Origin of the sequence: Arthrobacter sp. SLBN-83 (assembly GCF_006715285.1) — a bacterium.
GTDB lineage: Bacteria > Actinomycetota > Actinomycetes > Actinomycetales > Micrococcaceae > Arthrobacter.
The window spans coordinates 1,195,648-1,208,925 of the sequence record NZ_VFMX01000001.1; the positions used below are offsets into that span (position 1 = coordinate 1,195,648).

General features: G+C 66.5%; 15 protein-coding genes. 6 read left to right on the plus strand and 9 right to left on the minus strand.

Translation table 11 applies throughout. The annotated features are described in order from the left end of the window. Window positions 1-9: 9 nt before the first annotated feature. The 4 genes from FBY30_RS05455 to FBY30_RS05470 form a co-directional block, all read right to left on the minus strand. On the minus strand, window positions 10-819 hold the full coding sequence (locus FBY30_RS05455; RefSeq protein ID WP_142131740.1) for an SDR family oxidoreductase: 810 nt from the start codon (window positions 817-819) through the stop codon (window positions 10-12). Between the two features lie 64 nt (window positions 820-883). Continuing rightward, complete coding sequence (locus tag FBY30_RS05460) at window positions 884-1,330, minus strand: hypothetical protein (RefSeq protein WP_235009344.1); 447 nt, start codon at window positions 1,328-1,330, stop codon at window positions 884-886. Between the two features lie 87 nt (window positions 1,331-1,417). Further along, on the minus strand, window positions 1,418-1,867 hold the full coding sequence (locus FBY30_RS05465; RefSeq protein WP_200830639.1) for a hypothetical protein: 450 nt from the start codon (window positions 1,865-1,867) through the stop codon (window positions 1,418-1,420). Window positions 1,868-2,026: 159 nt separating this feature from the next. Beyond that, window positions 2,027-2,800 carry a class I SAM-dependent methyltransferase gene (locus FBY30_RS05470; RefSeq protein WP_142134932.1) on the minus strand — a complete coding sequence of 258 codons (774 nt, stop codon included), beginning with the start codon at window positions 2,798-2,800 and terminating at the stop codon, window positions 2,027-2,029. Window positions 2,801-2,996: 196 nt separating this feature from the next. Between FBY30_RS05470 and FBY30_RS05475 the strand changes: the two genes are divergently transcribed. The 3 genes from FBY30_RS05475 (at window position 2,997) to FBY30_RS05485 (ending at window position 7,486) form a co-directional block, all read left to right on the plus strand. Further along, complete coding sequence (locus tag FBY30_RS05475) at window positions 2,997-4,682, plus strand: ATP-binding protein (RefSeq protein ID WP_142131742.1); 1,686 nt, start codon at window positions 2,997-2,999, stop codon at window positions 4,680-4,682. Between the two features lie 20 nt (window positions 4,683-4,702). Further along, a complete protein-coding gene (locus tag FBY30_RS05480; protein ID WP_142131744.1) occupies window positions 4,703-6,253 on the plus strand; it encodes a putative bifunctional diguanylate cyclase/phosphodiesterase in 1,551 nt (516 codons plus the stop codon). Between the two features lie 171 nt (window positions 6,254-6,424). Then, a complete protein-coding gene (locus FBY30_RS05485; protein ID WP_235009345.1) occupies window positions 6,425-7,486 on the plus strand; it encodes an EAL domain-containing protein in 1,062 nt (353 codons plus the stop codon). 62 nt (window positions 7,487-7,548) lie between these two features. Here the strand turns inward: FBY30_RS05485 and FBY30_RS05490 are convergent, their stop codons facing one another. Beyond that, window positions 7,549-7,785, minus strand: a complete 237-nt coding sequence (locus FBY30_RS05490) for a DUF6480 family protein (RefSeq protein ID WP_142131746.1) — start codon at window positions 7,783-7,785, stop codon at window positions 7,549-7,551. 135 nt (window positions 7,786-7,920) lie between these two features. Between FBY30_RS05490 and FBY30_RS05495 the strand changes: the two genes are divergently transcribed. Beyond that, window positions 7,921-8,289: a hypothetical protein gene (locus FBY30_RS05495; RefSeq protein WP_142131747.1), complete on the plus strand. Its 369-nt coding sequence runs from the start codon at window positions 7,921-7,923 to the stop codon at window positions 8,287-8,289. 31 nt (window positions 8,290-8,320) lie between these two features. Here the strand turns inward: FBY30_RS05495 and FBY30_RS05500 are convergent, their stop codons facing one another. From FBY30_RS05500 to FBY30_RS05515, 4 genes are all read right to left on the minus strand, one after another. Then, window positions 8,321-9,148 carry a glycerophosphodiester phosphodiesterase gene (locus tag FBY30_RS05500; protein ID WP_142131749.1) on the minus strand — a complete coding sequence of 276 codons (828 nt, stop codon included), beginning with the start codon at window positions 9,146-9,148 and terminating at the stop codon, window positions 8,321-8,323. Window positions 9,149-9,210: 62 nt separating this feature from the next. Next, a complete protein-coding gene (locus FBY30_RS05505) occupies window positions 9,211-9,459 on the minus strand; it encodes a hypothetical protein (protein ID WP_142131751.1) in 249 nt (82 codons plus the stop codon). A gap of 120 nt (window positions 9,460-9,579) precedes the next feature. Further along, window positions 9,580-10,398, minus strand: a complete 819-nt coding sequence (locus FBY30_RS05510) for an HAD family hydrolase (RefSeq protein ID WP_142131753.1) — start codon at window positions 10,396-10,398, stop codon at window positions 9,580-9,582. A 116-nt stretch (window positions 10,399-10,514) separates the two neighbouring features. Next, entirely contained in the window at window positions 10,515-11,366 is an 852-nt protein-coding gene (locus FBY30_RS05515) for a hypothetical protein (protein WP_142131755.1), read from the minus strand. Between the two features lie 128 nt (window positions 11,367-11,494). Between FBY30_RS05515 and FBY30_RS05520 the strand changes: the two genes are divergently transcribed. Continuing rightward, a complete protein-coding gene (locus FBY30_RS05520; RefSeq protein ID WP_142131757.1) occupies window positions 11,495-11,926 on the plus strand; it encodes a LexA family protein in 432 nt (143 codons plus the stop codon). A 26-nt stretch (window positions 11,927-11,952) separates the two neighbouring features. Further along, window positions 11,953-13,233, plus strand: a complete 1,281-nt coding sequence (locus FBY30_RS05525; protein ID WP_200830750.1) for a Y-family DNA polymerase — start codon at window positions 11,953-11,955, stop codon at window positions 13,231-13,233. The last annotated feature ends 45 nt before the right edge of the window (window positions 13,234-13,278 follow it).

The window sequence follows — 13,278 nt, forward strand, 5'->3', positions numbered from 1 at the left end:
CGGACCCCTCTAGGCCTCGCGCCAGTCGTGGCTGGTGATGTGCGAGCCCGCCTGCGGTCCCATCTGCAGCATGCCGCCATCAACAACCCAGCCCGCGCCGGTGACATAGCTGGAGGCCGGTGAGGCGAGGAAGGCGATGACGTTGGCGATCTCCCAGGCGTTCCCCGGCCGGCCCAGTGGCACCCCGGGCCGCTCCGCCGCCGTCGGATCCTGGTCCTCCTGCCCCGTCATGGGGGTGGCAATCTCGCCGGGGGCCACCGTGTTGGCCGTGATGCCGTACTGGCCCAGCTCAAGGGCAAGTGTCTTCATGAGGCCACCCAGGCCATGCTTGGACGCGTCGTAGGCGGATGAGCCCACGCGCGGCTGGAACTCGTGAACGCTGGACACCGCCACAAGCCTTCCGCCCTTGCCTGCCTTGACCATGCGCCGCGCAGCGGCCTGCAAGCAGACGAAGGCGCCATTGAGGTTCGTGTCCAGGATCTGCATCCAGTCGTCGATTTCCATGTCCAGGAACTTGGTGCTTGCCCCCGTCCCCGCGTTGTTGACGAAGACATCCAGGCCGCCCAGCTCTTCGGCAAGTTCGTCGATGACGCCCGCAGCGTCGCGCAGTTCACTGGTGTCCAGTTGCCGGACCACAGCCTTGCGCCCCAGGCCGCGTATTTCCTGAGCAGTCTCCTCCGCCCCCTCCTTGTCCGAGTGCCAGGTGACGCCGACATCCATCCCGGCGCGGGCCAGTGCCACGGCAGTGGCCTTGCCGATCCCGGAATCGGAGCCGGTGACGATGGCGGTGGTGGGGGCGAAGTTGCTGGTGTCCGGCATGGCGGGCCTTTCGTTTGGGTTAGGCTCGGTCGGTTGGGCTCGCTCGGTTGGGCGGGCCGTTGGATCAGGCGGGGCGGCGCAAATCTGGCTGGTAGGACTCGCTGCCGGTTTCGGCAACGTCATCCCGGACCGCCGCCCCGGAACCATCAGGTGCTTCCGGGACGGCCATCAGCGGGACGGCGAACGTCACCACGGGCCGGCCGTCGGAGTCGTCCGCGGACCGGATGGTCAGGCTCCTGGTGCCCGGCGGCACCGACGGGGCGAACACCTGCAGATTGCGGGAACCCACGGTGGCCGATTCCTGCAGGGTGTATTCGGTGCCGAAGTGGTCCTGCAGGATGAGCCGCGGTTCGGGTGCGTCATCCGAGGGCAAATGGATGTTGACCACCAGGCCGGAGGCCCACACCTCCACGGAAAGGATGGTGAATTCGGTGGCCGAGGTGACATGCCGCCCATAGGTGGGGGGCAGCAGCATCCGGCGCAGTGCGCCGGATGGAATGAGGTTGCTCATGATTTGTCCTGTAGGTCTTGCGCCGGCGGTTGGCGGTGGCGCCGGAGGATGATCCGGCGCCGTCAAGCGCTGGGGCGCGGGTGCGGCTTAGGCGTCTTCCCGGTTGGGGTTTTCCAGCCGGAAGAAGTTCGATTGGGTGCCGTCGCTGCGCTGTTCCTGGTAGATGAAGTTGAGTTTCCGGGAGTCGAAAGTGTCAAACCATTCCTCCCAGCTGATGTGGCGGAGCTTGTCGTCCTTGCCACCGAAGTCGATCCGCAATACTCCGAGGTGGTCGCCGTGTTCGGTGCCCTCCACCGTGGCGGGCACGCCGTCGCGCTCCTCCGCCCACCGCTTGATGACTTCGTGGTGGGTGGTGGCCAGGCTGCGGCCTTCACGCTCTGGCTCATCCTCGGTTGAGGTGACTTCCTGCGAGTACTTCAGGGACTTTGCGGAGTCCGGTCCACGCCGGATCTTTCCGCCCTCGGGGCCTGCGCCGAGGTCTTCTTCGCCCCCGTTTCCATCCGCTTCGCGGTTCCTGCTGCCTTTGTCTTCTGCCACGCCCGCCTTCCTTTCACCTCGGGCCAACTAGTAAGTCTACTTACTATGGAGCCTCCGGAGCGGACCCCCTGTCAAGGGGAGGGGAGGGTAGTTTGCGGACGGTTTGCGGGGCGGGGGGGCAAAACCCTGCGCGGGAGGCAGGGGAGGTACGGGGAGCGCCTACCGGAGCGGGCGGACCACCGCGTAGTAGCCGGGCACCCGGTCCTGTCCCGGAACACCGGTGGCCGGGTTGGTTTCGATGGCCACGTGGCCATCCTCAAGGAGTTCCCAGGCCGACGCCGGAAACACCCGTTCGCGCTCTTCGGGCCCGAAGTGCCCCGGCATGGGCAGGCCGCGGATGGCGAGTTCCAACGGCGCAGGAATGCCGCGGGTGGTGGCCCCGAGGTGGGATACGTACTCCACCGGGTTCCCCTGAAAATTTGTTTCGGCCATGAAGACGGTGCCGCGGCGGCCGGCAAGGTCCCAGAGGTTTTCAACGAGTGCCCTCTGGTGCCCGGGGTCCAGGACGTGAAGTACGCCCCGGATGAAAACGTTCGCCCCGTCGTCGCCTGCCCCAATGGATTGGGCCAGCGCTGCGCCTGCATCCTCCGCCGTCATGTCCCGTGCTTCAAATGCTGCGCTGCTGCCTGCCGACTCCGCCCGCGCCCTGGCGATGGCGTGCCGCGAGACATCAACGCCAATGACCCTGGGAAAGATCCCGGCGAGCTCACGGGTAAAACCACCGTGGCCGCAACCGGTGTCCACCACGGGAAGTGCGGGATCCAGGTAGCGCTGGAGGCTGTCCTTGTAGCCAAGGAACTCATGGTCGCTGCCGGAGTCCCACAGGACCTCCCCGCCCGGGCCCGTGGCGGTGATGCCGGCCCAGTAGGTGTCCCACGCCTTATGCCGGTCCTTCGGGGCGTTCCGGGAGAGCCTGACGAGTTTGGGGATCATCAGGTACTTCTGCCAGGCCGAGGATGATGAGTTCGTTGGGGACACGGGTCAAATATATGTTCCCTTGCTGGGAGCCGCGGCCAGCGTGGCTACATTACGGCGCGCCACGCCGCACGTCGCGTGAACCCGGGACGGGAACGGAGAGGTGGAGCGGGCTTCCTCCCTGGTAGACCGGCCCGGCGGCCATCCCCCTAGAATGTACTCAACTGGGAGGGAAGGGAGCACCGTGACGGCTGTGCCGAGTGACGCCCGCCTGCCCCGGACCGCTGTCGTCGCCGATCCCGACGCCGGCCGGCTGGCCACCAACACCCAGGCACTGCGTGACGCCGGGTACAGCGTCTTCGAAGCAACTGACGGCGCTGGCCTCGCCGGCCTGCTGCGCACCACCGAACCCTCGGTGATCGTCGCCGATGCTGCCTTGTCCACGGCACTGTCAAACGTAGCCTCCACCGTCCCCGTCCTGGTGATGGTGGACCTGGACAATCCCCGGGAGATCCGCGCAGCCAACGCGCCAGGCGTCCACGACTGCATCACCAAGCCGCCGGCGCCCAGGGAGCTGGTGCACCGGACCTCCGTGCTGATCGAGCAGGTGTCCCGGCGCCGCGCCTCCCGGCAGGAGGCCGAAGGGCTGCGCGGGCAGCTGCGCGAGGTCTCGGCTGCAGTGCGCGCCACCAACGATCCCCAGGAGATCGCCAACCACGTCGTTACCGGATTCGGGCGGACCTTCAAGGCGGACCACGTAGTCCTGGCCACCTTCGAGGACCACCGGGTCCCGGTGATCACGGCCGCATGGCACCGGCCCGGGCTGGCGGAGCTGCCCGCGGATGCCCTTCCCGGGGAGGACGAGGCCCGCGTCACGGCGGACGCGCTCTGGGCGGGGACCGAGACCCTCTCCGCCGAAGGGAACGAGGCCGAGCCCAGGACAGACGACAAGCCCGTGGCCGCGGTCGCCGGAGCCGCCTCCACCCTGGCAGTGCCCATCGGCGAAGGGAATTCCTCCCTGGGCATCATCTGGATCGCCATGATGGACCGGCCCCGCACCTGGTCCAGCGCTGAGCTGGGGCTGATCCAGCACGTGGCCGGCAACGCCGCCTATGGCCTGATCCAAAGCCACCTGATCAGCAGCCAGCAGCAGGTGGTGAAGCAGCTGCGCGAGCTCGATAAAGCCAAGACGGACTTCCTGGCCACGGTCAACCACGAGCTGCGCACGCCGCTGACCTCGATCATGGCGTACCTGGACATGATCCAGGAGAGCACCGAGCATCCGGTGTCCCGGGAAGTCCACCAGATGCTGGACATCGTGGTCCGCAACACCGAGCGGCTCCGGACGCTCATCGAGGACATGCTCAGCGTCTCGCGCGGCGGCCTGGACAACACGGAGATGCACCTGGCGCCGGTGCGCCTGGGCCACACCCTGGACCTGGTGGCCGCGGCGCTCCGGCCATTGGCCACGCTGCAAAATGTGACCATCGAGGTGGACCCGGTGCCGGAGGATCCGGAAATCCTTGCCGACGAGGTGCAGCTGCAGCAGGTGTTCACCAACCTGGTGTCCAACGCCATCAAGTTCACGCCCAAGGGCGGGCGGATCGAGGTGGGCAGCGAATCCCACGCCACCGAGGATGGCTCCAAGTGGGCCACCGTCCGGATTGCCGACACCGGCATCGGTATCTCGAGTGACGAAATCAACCACGTCTTCACCAGGTTCTACCGTGCCTCCAACGCCATGAACGGTGCCATCCCGGGGACGGGGCTGGGCCTTGCCATCTCCAAGGACATCGTGGACCGCCACGGCGGGCGCATCGAAGTCGACTCCACCCTGGGCGCCGGGACCACGGTCACCGTCTGCCTTCCCCTCAGGACTGACCGCGTGCAGGCCAACTAGGCGCCGAAGGAGGACTGCCCATGTTTACCGACGACGACCCCCGGCTTTCCCAGCTGCTGGAAGGCATTGTCCGGCTGGCCTCCGGCGACCTCACCTCCCGCATCGAGGTTTCACCGGCCCGGGATGAGCTGGATGCCATCATCATGGGCACCAACCTGCTGGCCGAGGACCTGCAGGTCATTTACGAAGAACTTGAGCAGCGCGTCCAGGTCCGCACCCAGCTCCTGCACGAGGCACACCTCGAGATGCAGAAAATGGCCATGCAGGACCCCCTGACGGGCCTGGCCAACCGTTCGGCGCTGATCGAAGCCCTTCGCGCTGCCCTCGAGGCACGGTCGGGGTCCGGCCGGGAATCGGCAGAAGAAGGCCCGGCCATCCTGCTGATGGACCTCGACGCCTTCAAATCGATCAACGACAGCATGGGGCACACGGCCGGCGACCAGGTACTGGTCACCGTGGGGGAAAGGCTGCGGAACGCCGTCCGGGTGTCCGACGTCGTTGCCCGCCTGGGCGGGGATGAGTTCGCCATCGTCATGCCGTCGGCGTCGGCGGACCAGGCCGCCGTGGTGGCGCACCGCATCCTGGCCTCGCTCAATGAACCCATTGAGCTGCCCGGCCGCAGCGTGCGCTGTGGTGCCAGCATCGGGCTCAGCGTGGGCAGCGAAGGCCAGACCCCGGAGGACATGCTGATGGAGGCCGACGTCGCCATGTACGCGTCCAAGGCCGAGGGGCAAAACAAGCTGCACCGGTTCGAGCCGGCGTTGCTGCTGATGCGGCGGCTCCGCAGCCAGTTGGTGGACGACCTGCGGGCCGCCATCAAGAATGACGCGCTGACGCTGCACTACCAGCCCGTGGTGGAGCTTGCCACGGGACGGATTGAAGGCGTCGAGGCGCTGGTCCGGTGGAACCACCCCACCCGCGGCTTCATCATGCCTGACGAGTTCATTCCCCTTGCCGAGGAAGCCGGGCTGATCTCGGAACTGGGCCTGTGGGTGCTCCGGACTGCCGTGAAGCAGCTCCGGTGCTGGACTGACGCCGAGTTGGTGGACAGCTCCTTCTCCGTGCGCGTCAACATTTCCGCCACGGACCTGCAGAGCCTGCAGTTTATTGAGGACGTGCGGAACACCCTCCACGACACAGGGGTCAAGCCGGAGCAGGTGGTCCTGGAACTGACGGAAGTGGCCATCGTCAAAGGCAACGAGTTGGACCGCTATTCACTGGGCGGTCTCCGCGGCCTGGGCGTGGGCATCGAAATTGACGACTTCGGCACCGGCTACTCTTCCATCAGCTACCTCCGCCGCCTTCCGGTGGACCGGGTCAAGGTGGACAGATCGCTGATCACCGGCCTCGAGAGCGACCCCAGCCAGCCGGCCCTTGTGGCAGCGGTGCTGCAGTTGGTCCGGGCGTGCGGGCTGGAAGCGGTCTGGGAAGGCGTAGAGACGGCGGAGCAGGCGCAGATCCTGCGGGATCTGGGCTGCCGGAGCGCCCAGGGCTACTACTTCAGCCGCCCGGTGCCGCCGGAGCAGATACCGGAACTGCTCGCTGACCAGCAGGAAAGCGCTAACCAATAGCGCGAAACTACTGCGCTTTTGGAGCCGCCGTTATACGATCAGCGTGCGGTGTCCGGTTCTTCGCCGCCGCGCGATTCAGGGTCTTTCAGCACCGTACTTTTATAAGGCGTTTGGAAATTTGAACATAATTGGGCCATCGGGTCATTACTTCGTCAACTGGGGGCGTTGCTAATGTCGGTTCGGGTACAGGCATGGGGAATAATCGCCGCTGTCCTGGCGGATACGGATCCTGCGGGAGCCGCTGTCCGGCAGCGGTTGAGCAACAGCCTCGACGAGAATCCCGGCGTGCCCGAACGGGCGCTGCTGGAGTACCTGCTCGAGACCCGGCGGAGCGATGCCAATACCGTCGAGACGCTGGAAACGGCCAGGGAAATGCGCCTCACGCCGCCCGCCCTGCCACCGCAGTTCGCTGAGCAGTTGGACGCTATCCGCAGCACGTCCCGGATCAGCGCCCTGCTCGAAAACAAGATGCTGATGACCGCGTTCCAGCCCATCTATGGGCTCGAAGGAAAAACCGTGGTGGGCGCGGAGGCACTCTCCCGCTTCGTCAGCGACGACGGGGCCGCCGCTGAACTGTGGTTCGCCGAGGCAGCCGCCGTGGGTTTGGGGGCCAACCTTGAGTTTTCCGCGCTCGGGTCCGCTGCTGCAGCGGCGCGCAATTTGCCGGAAAACCTTTATGTTTCGTTGAACATTTCGCCCACGTCCTGCCTGGACCCGCGGCTGCCGGAACTGTTCGACCACATCGAGCTTTCCATCGACCGGGTGGTGCTCGAATTGACCGCGGATATCCCGGAAGAGGAATACCTGCAGTTTATTTCCGCGATTAATCCGCTGCGCGAAAAAGGGTTGCGCGTCGCAGTCGATGACACCCACAGCGGCGCGGGGGCGCTCAGCCGCATGATCCATCTGCGGCCGGATTTCCTCAAGGTGGGCCGGAACGTCATCGCCGATGTGGACAAGGACGGGTTGCAGCACGCCCTCGCGTCCTGCCTGGTGGACTTCACCGACCAGATCGGCGTAACCCTGGTGGCCGAAGGCATCGAGACCGTGGGCGAGCTGAAGGCCCTCAGTGAACTTGGGATCAGCGCCGGACAGGGCTACCTGCTGGGCCGGCCCTCCGTCCGGCCCGAGGACTGGGCCAACTGGAACACGCGCCTGGACATGGATGGCCTGGAGCGCCACCTGGCCGGCCCGGGCGAGCCGCGGAAGAGTCAGGGCAAAACGGCGTCCTGACAAAGTGCCTTGGGCCAGCTGCCGGCAGACTGCAGGCCCGCCGGCAGCTGGACACCCAGGCACTATTCGGAGTGGCCCTGGTCCCTGCTCATCTGGTCCTCCGCGGGTGGCGTCTCTCCGGGCGGCACTCCCCCGCCCGGTTCCAAGCCGGTGACATTGCCCTCTGCAGGGTCGGGGTTCGGCGAACTGCCCGACTCTTTGCTGCGCTGCTCAGCGAGGTGGGGCTGGGCGGCGCCAACATTATCCTTCCCGGGACGGTCGGGATTCGCGGGGTCATTTTCCGGATGGTAAGTGCTCATGCTGCCTTTCCTTCCTCTCCGGCTGCGGTTCGATTCCCCAGCACTGGACTAATTGTAAGCATGCTGATAATTCTGGAGGAGTAGGGCCGGTACGCCGCTGGGGCGCCGGCACGCGATGTCGGAAGGAGCAGTCACATGGGAATCGGCGACAGCATCGGCAAGGCAGCGGAAAACGCCATGGAGGACCTGGCCGGAACATCCAAGCCGACGGAAAAGACGGATGTTCCGGACCCGGCAAACCCCAATGACGACGTTGAAGTGCACTCGTCCCTGAGCGAAGGGTCAAACGCGATGGAGGCGGAGAAGCAGAAAGCTCCTGGCCTCAAGACAGGGGCAGCGCCGGCCCCGGTGTCCAACAGCCCGCTGGGCGGGGACGTCGACGGGACGGACAACGACAGGGCCCACAGTGACATGGCGCGGAACGACCAAAAGCAGAACGAGGAGCCGGACGACGGCGGCCTGGCCGGCGATGCGACAGCGCCCACCGAAGCGGACCGGGGTTAGTCCCCGGCAGGTTCGGTAAGCCGGGCGCGGTTCAGCCGGTGGGGTCGGCGTTCCCCGGCGCATGCCGCCACTGGCCGCGCGCCCGGAGCACGTCGCGGAGCAGGTCCGCCCGGTCCGTGACGATCCCGTCCACGCCAAGGTGGAGGAGCCGGTGCATTTCGTCCTCCTCATTGATGGTCCATACGTGCACCACCAGGCCCAGTTCATGGGCACGCCGGATGAAGCCGGCAGTGACTACAGGTATCCGTCCATAGCGGACGGGTACCTGTAGTGCGTGTACGTCCCGGAGGACCCGCCGCATCAATTGCCGGAACACCGGGCGTGGCAGTACCGGGCCCAGCAGCGTGAAGAGGGCATTCGAGGCCACTCCGGCGGACGAAGCCACCGGTTGGCTGAGCAGCTTCAGCACCGCCCGCCGTCGGCGGTCCGAAAAACTGGTGACCAGCACCCGGTGGTGCACCTGGTGGCGCTCGATCGCGGCCGCAGTGCTGCGGACGGAGCTCCAGTCCTTGACGTCCAGGTTGAGCCGGGCACCGGGAAGCTCAGCGACCAATTCGTCGAAGGTGGGGATGGGCTCGCGGCCGTTGATCCGGGCCTTTGCCACCTCCGCCGCGGGCAGCTCCGCCACCCGGCCGTTGCCGTCCGTCACCCGGTCCAGGGTTTCGTCGTGGAATAGCAGCAGCACGCCGTCGGACGTTGCGTGGACGTCCGTCTCAAGGTAGCGGAAGCCGAGTTCGACGCCGGCGCGGAACGCGGCCATCGAATTTTCCAGCCCCTCGGCCGAGAACCCGCGGTGGGCCATGGCGATGGGCAGCTGCCGCCCGGCGTCGTCCGGGTGTTCGAAGAAGGGCAGGGTCACACTGCGAGCGTACCTGAGGAGCGAGGGCTGAGTCAGTGCAGACTTGCGGTCAGCCCAGCGGCTCAGTCGGCGCCGGGAAGGATGTCCACGCCGTCGCTGCAATGCAGCAGGGTGCGCCCGCGGCCGCCGTCGAGGTGGACCCAAACCGCCGTGTGGTCCGGCGTGATGGTGTCCACCACCCCGCTCGATGCAAAACCGGGTGAAAAGAGGACCCGGACGCGGTCGCCCTGCCGCAGCTGCTTCCAGTGCGGGGCGGGTGTTGCTGCGCGGAGCGGCCCATCGGCTGCGTGCTGCCTGGTGCTTCTTGCCATCGTTACCCCCTTTGAGCCGGCGGAGGTGCCTGCTCTCCACGCTTGACGCTACGGCTGCAAGGTAAACGCCAGGTGAGCGCAAGCTGGGAAAACGGTAGCTCCAGCCCGACGGGATGGGTTTCAGGAAAACTGCACGCCCAGGGAAGCGAGCCGGGCCTCCAAAACCTGGGCCACGCCGTCGTCGTCGAAATGTGGTGCCTGCTGCCCTGCCGCGCGGATGGCCTCCGGGTGGCCGCTGGCCATCGCATAGCCGTGGCCGGCCCAGCGGAGCATCTCGATATCGTTGGGCATGTCCCCGAAAGCCACCACGTCAGCCGCCTCAATCCCCAGGGCAGACGCATACTCGGCCAGCGTGACAGCCTTGTTGACGCCCGGCAGGGACAGTTCCAGCATTGCGACTCCGGGCGAGGAGTGGGTGGCGGCTGCCAGGTGCCCGACTGCGGGAGCCACCTCGCCGAGGAAGTCGTCAGGCGTGCCGTCGCGGACGATGGCGAGGAATTTCACCACGGAGTCATCGGAGGTGAGTGTGTCCTTCAGCGGCGCAGGGGTGAATTCGGCGAGCAGTTCGCTGGATTCGTTCTCGATGAAGCCCGGTTCCAGGTGGAAGCCGGTGAGCGTCTCCGCGGCGAACAGCGCGGCCGGGCGGAGTTTTTTGATGATGCTCCGGACTTCCATGACGGTGTTGATGGCCAGGGTGCGGGCAGAGACCAGGCGGTCCGCCTCAAGATCCCACACCACGGCGCCGTTGGAGCAGATCACGCGTCCAGTGTGGCCCAGCTGCTCTTCGAGGGGGTGCAGCCACCGGGGTGGCCGGCCGGTGACGAAGACAAGTTCGACGCCGGCGTCCCGGCAGGCGTGGAAGGCGCGGATGGTGCGGGGGCTGATTTTTCCGTCGTGCCCGAGGATCGTTCCGTCGATATCGCTTGCTACCAGCCGCATCCTGCAAGTCTACGTGGGCCTTGGGCAGCGAGCGTCCGCCGGAAGGCGGCAGGCCGCCGTCGTACTTCCCTGAAGTACCTCCCGCGTCCGTTGGACCTGCGGGCGTGCCCTTTCCATCAGGGGATGATGGCAGCCGATTCCACGGAGTAGAGCCGGGCGTAGTTCAGGCACATGCTCAGGCTTTCGTCGGCGGGCACCCGGTTGCCGGTGAGGACCAGCGGATCGCCGCCGGTAAGCCGGGGGCCGGCGGGCAGGACGAGTGTCCCGCCGTCGAGGCTGGTTCCCTCGGGGAAAATCAGCGTGTAATCGTTCCCACCCTCCGCTTGCAGGATGGCGCACCCTGCCTTATCCCTGCCCAGCGTGCCTTTGAGCTCCGCCGCAGGTCCGGGTGCGGATGCCTGGCCGGCATTGACCACGGCCTTCAGTCCGCCCGTCCCCTGCAGGACAGTGGCCTCAAGCGCTGGAGAGGCTGGCACCAGCCGGAAGGCGTAGCGGCCCTTGGCGCCGTCCGCAGGGTTCATGAGGAACTCCACTCCCCGGATGGAAAGCGCCACCTGGGCTTTGAAGACGGCACCGTCGCAGGGGACCTGGACGGGCGCGAGAACCTCGCCCCCGGCCTGGGTGGTGAGCGACAGCTGCGTCTCCGTTGGACCCTGGCAGGTGAAGTGAACGTCGTAACGGCCGGGTTTTGCCCCGGCGAAGCCGTAAGCGACTCTGGTGTTTGACATGGTGGACCCGGCGAGCTGGCCTGGCAGCTCGGGCTGCAGCTGCCGGCGGGACCATTCCTCCATGGCTTGCACCTCTGCCGCGCGCGGATCCGCCGCCTGGCCGGTGGCCACCTCCCGGGGTGCCGTTGTCGCCGTGGTGGACGCCTTCGCCGCCTGCCCCTCCGCCGGGCCGCTGTACTCGCAGCCCGTGAGCGCGGCGAGCATCACCGCCGGAACCAACCAGGACCTCAAGATACGCATCGCTTCCCCCCAGAGCCGACAGTGGTCCAAGCCTAGCCCCTCGGCGCCTCGGGCCTTGCGGAGTGACCGTTGTCGGCCTCCGGCGCTACACTGAACCTATCGAACATATTTTCGAATAAAGGTGTGTTGTGGGCGTTATTGTCGGTCCCCGCGTGATAGATGCGGGTGCCTCCTTGTTCTCGGTGCTGATCTCGCCCGTGGCGGTGGCGGCGGGGTTTCCTTCGCCCGCACAGGACTACTTCGACGGCCGGATCGATTTGAATGCACACCTGATCAAGGACATCACCAGCACCTTCGTGGTCCGGGTAACGGGCGATTCCATGGAGGGCGCCGGCATCAGCGACGGCGACGAACTGATCGTGAACCGGGCGTTGGAGCCAAAGGACGGATCCGTGGTGATCGCGGTGCTGGACGGGGAACTGACGGTCAAGCGCCTCCGCATCACCCGCACCGGGGTGGTGCTCCAGGCGGAGAACCCCAAGTACCAGGACATCCACGTCCCCGCCCTGTCCGAGCTGACCATCTGGGGCGTTGCCACCAGGTGCCTGCACCATGTCTGAGGTCCAAAGTGGCTAAGCCTGTCCTCATGCGGCGGATGCGGCAGATCGCCCACGTGGACGTCAACTGCTTCTATGCCTCCGCCGAGCGGGCGTTCGACCCCTCCCTGGAAGGGCGCCCGCTGGTGGTGCTGTCCAACAACGACGGCTGCGCGGTGACCCGCTCGCCCGAGGCGAAAGCCCTGGGCATCACCACCGGTGAACCCTGGTTCAAGCTCGCGCCGCGGGCCAAGGAGTGGGGCCTGGTGGCAAAGTCCAGCAACTACGAGCTGTATGGGGACATCAGCGCCCGCGTGATGGAACTGCTGGGCAGGTACTCGGCCTGGCTGGAGGTTTACAGCATTGATGAGGCGTTCCTGGGCGTGAAGGGCGGAGAGGAGGAGCTGTTGGCCCTGGGCCGGAGGATGAAGGAGGCAGTCCGCCGGCACGTGGGCGTCCCGGTTTGCGTGGGCATTGCGCCCACCAAGACCCTGGCGAAGCTCTGCAACAAGTGGGCCAAGAACAATTCCGCTTTTGGCGGGGTCTGCCTGTGGGAGTCGGTCCCGGCTGACATGCGCCAGGCGCTGATGGGCCGTTTGCCGGTGGATGAGGTCTGGGGCATCGCCGGCCGGCTCAGCAAGCGGCTGAACGTTTTGGGGATCTTCACCGTCATGGACCTGGTCCGGGCGGATCCCGTGATGATCCGCGACAAATTCTCCGTGGTGCTTATGCGCACCGTCCTGGAACTGCGCGGCACACCGTGCATCCCCATGGAGGAGGAACGGATCGGACGCGACCAGTTGATCTTCTCCCGGTCCTTTGCCACGCCTGTGACCACTGCCGCCGGCCTCCGTGAGGTCCTCAGCATCTACGGCCAGCAGGCGAGCGCCAGGCTCTCAAAGCACGGGCTGCAGGCAAAGGTCCTTACGGCATTCGCTGCCACTTCCCCCTTCAGGGACAACGAACAGGCCTATCCCTCTGTGTGTGTCTCACTGCCCATGCCCACGGCGGATCCGCTGCTGCTCACCAAGGCCGCGCACGCCCTGTTGCCCCACATCCGCGAAGGGCTGAAGTATGCCAAGGCGGGCCTGATGCTCACCGACCTGCGGCCCACGGGAAACCAGCCGCCGCTGGAGCCGTTCGAGAACCGGCATGAGGAACGCGGCATTGGGCCACTGCTTGAGGACGTGAGCCGTCGCTTCGGGCGGGGTGCCATCGGGTTGGGGCATGCGGGCATCAGGTCCGGATTGGACTGGACCATGAAACGGGACATGCGCTCGCCCCGGTACACCACGCACTGGGATGAACTCCCCTTGGTCAAAGCAGCCTGAAAGCAGCAGGTCCCGCCGCCGGCGTAATGCCAGCGGCGGGACCTA

Excerpts from the sequence above, each read along its gene's own strand:
- FBY30_RS05455 (WP_142131740.1), bottom strand. The coding sequence starts at position 819 with ATGCCGGACACCAGCAACTTCGCCCCCACCACCGCCATCGTCACCGGC.
- FBY30_RS05460 (WP_235009344.1), bottom strand. The coding sequence starts at position 1,330 with ATGAGCAACCTCATTCCATCCGGCGCACTGCGCCGGATGCTGCTGCCC.
- FBY30_RS05470 (WP_142134932.1), bottom strand. The coding sequence starts at position 2,800 with ATGATCCCCAAACTCGTCAGGCTCTCCCGGAACGCCCCGAAGGACCGG.
- FBY30_RS05475 (WP_142131742.1), top strand. The coding sequence starts at position 2,997 with ATGTACTCAACTGGGAGGGAAGGGAGCACCGTGACGGCTGTGCCGAGT.
- FBY30_RS05480 (WP_142131744.1), top strand. The coding sequence starts at position 4,703 with ATGTTTACCGACGACGACCCCCGGCTTTCCCAGCTGCTGGAAGGCATT.
- FBY30_RS05485 (WP_235009345.1), top strand. The coding sequence starts at position 6,425 with ATGTCGGTTCGGGTACAGGCATGGGGAATAATCGCCGCTGTCCTGGCG.
- FBY30_RS05490 (WP_142131746.1), bottom strand. The coding sequence starts at position 7,785 with ATGAGCACTTACCATCCGGAAAATGACCCCGCGAATCCCGACCGTCCC.
- FBY30_RS05495 (WP_142131747.1), top strand. The coding sequence starts at position 7,921 with ATGGGAATCGGCGACAGCATCGGCAAGGCAGCGGAAAACGCCATGGAG.
- FBY30_RS05505 (WP_142131751.1), bottom strand. The coding sequence starts at position 9,459 with ATGGCAAGAAGCACCAGGCAGCACGCAGCCGATGGGCCGCTCCGCGCA.
- FBY30_RS05510 (WP_142131753.1), bottom strand. The coding sequence starts at position 10,398 with ATGCGGCTGGTAGCAAGCGATATCGACGGAACGATCCTCGGGCACGAC.
- FBY30_RS05515 (WP_142131755.1), bottom strand. The coding sequence starts at position 11,366 with ATGCGTATCTTGAGGTCCTGGTTGGTTCCGGCGGTGATGCTCGCCGCG.
- FBY30_RS05525 (WP_200830750.1), top strand. The coding sequence starts at position 11,953 with ATGCGGCGGATGCGGCAGATCGCCCACGTGGACGTCAACTGCTTCTAT.